Source organism: Pseudomonas sp. K8 (genome assembly GCF_014889455.1).
GTDB classification, from domain to species: domain Bacteria; phylum Pseudomonadota; class Gammaproteobacteria; order Pseudomonadales; family Pseudomonadaceae; genus Aquipseudomonas; species Aquipseudomonas veronii.
The window spans coordinates 1-1,368 of the sequence record NZ_VJWO01000112.1; the positions used below are offsets into that span (position 1 = coordinate 1).

The 1,368-nt window shown below is 59.5% G+C and carries 3 protein-coding genes; 1 reads left to right on the plus strand and 2 read right to left on the minus strand.

Annotation, left to right across the window (positions count from 1 at the left end; genetic code table 11):
• The first annotated feature begins 170 nt into the window (after positions 1-170).
• Positions 171-662 carry an acyl-CoA thioesterase gene (locus INT12_RS30400; RefSeq protein WP_017845634.1) on the plus strand — a complete coding sequence of 164 codons (492 nt, stop codon included), beginning with the start codon at positions 171-173 and terminating at the stop codon, positions 660-662.
• Between the two features lie 40 nt (positions 663-702).
• Here the strand turns inward: INT12_RS30400 and INT12_RS31560 are convergent, their stop codons facing one another.
• On the minus strand, positions 703-1,068 hold the full coding sequence (locus INT12_RS31560) for a hypothetical protein (RefSeq protein ID WP_226926383.1): 366 nt from the start codon (positions 1,066-1,068) through the stop codon (positions 703-705).
• Positions 1,069-1,179: 111 nt separating this feature from the next.
• A partial coding sequence (locus INT12_RS30410; RefSeq protein ID WP_193059170.1) for a 2Fe-2S iron-sulfur cluster-binding protein occupies positions 1,180-1,368 on the minus strand: 189 nt, incomplete at its 5' end.

A 1,368-nucleotide genomic window follows, 5' to 3' on the forward strand; every position in this document is an offset into this window, starting at 1 on the left:
TACACGCACTGCGGTAAATTCTTAACTTATTCGAAATACACTCTTTCACTTCGTTACATAGCTACTTCCATCGGCTGGCTGTTAACGTCATGCGCCCCAGGCAAAGCCTCAAGCGCCAGACCTACATGGCGACAAGGGCCCCTGACAATGCCTACCGTGATGAGGAAACTATGGAACCCGGCAGCTACCAACTGAGCATGAGCGTGCTCATGACCCCCGACAAAGCCAACTTCTCCGGCAACGTGCATGGCGGCGCGTTGTTGAAAATGCTCGACGAAGTGGCGTTCGCCTGCGCCAAGCGCTATGCAGGCCGTTACGTGGTCACCCTTTCGGTTGACCAGGTGATTTTCAAGGAGCCGATCCACGTCGGCGAACTGGTCACCTTCCTGGCGTCAGTCAACTACACCGGACGCACTTCGCTCGAGATCGGCGTGAAGGTCATGACCGAGAATATCCATGAGCGTACCGTGCGCCACACCAACAGTTGCTACTTCACCATGGTCGCCGTCGACGCCGCTGGGCGCCCCAGCCCCGTGCGCCCCTTGCTGCCTGACACGCTGACCGAGCGCCGTCGCTACGCCCAGGGCCAGTTACGCAGGCAACAGCGTCAGGAACTGCAGGCTCGCTACGACGAGATACGCGAACTGGGCACGCCCCGTTAGGCCCTTCGCTCACCCGCAACCCCGCCCGGAACACCAAGGATCAACTATGAAAATATCGCTCCTGAGTCGGAGCGGCCCCGAGATCCTCCAGTCCATGCTGAAAGGTGATGAAGAACAGTTGCGATTTTCTCCTGCGCAGCGCTCCATCGTCTAACAGCGGGTTAAAACAAGGCGGGTTCCACCGTGCGGCCGAGGGCTGGTCATCGTGCCCGGCACACCAGGTGGCCACCGCGCCTATCAAAACTTTCGACGTGATGCCCATCGGCGCCCAAGGCAAGTCCTTGAGGCGCTTGGTGATCGCCGCCGCCACGGCGTAGAAAAAGGCCGAAGCCATGGCCAGGCAGACGCCGATCAAGTACTCGGCGCCGGTGGCCTGTCCACTGCCCTTGGCGGACACGATCAGCATCAGCCCGGCGAAGTTCGGCTGTCTCAGCCTCACCCAACGGGAACCGTAGTGTTCAAAGGACGCGACAGGCCTGTTCGATCAGTTCATTGAGCGCCGGGAAAAATGTACCGTTCATTTCGGATTAACGATGGTCTTTTTCATCTTGCCGGTGACCTCGACCGATAAGTCGCTGCCGGGTAAAACACGGCAGGCCAACACGATTCCATCGGACAGCTCGGCCGCACTGACATGGGCGCGGCTCATCACCTTGGCGACATACTCGCCGCTGAGAATGCGTACCTTGCACACCCCGCAACCGCC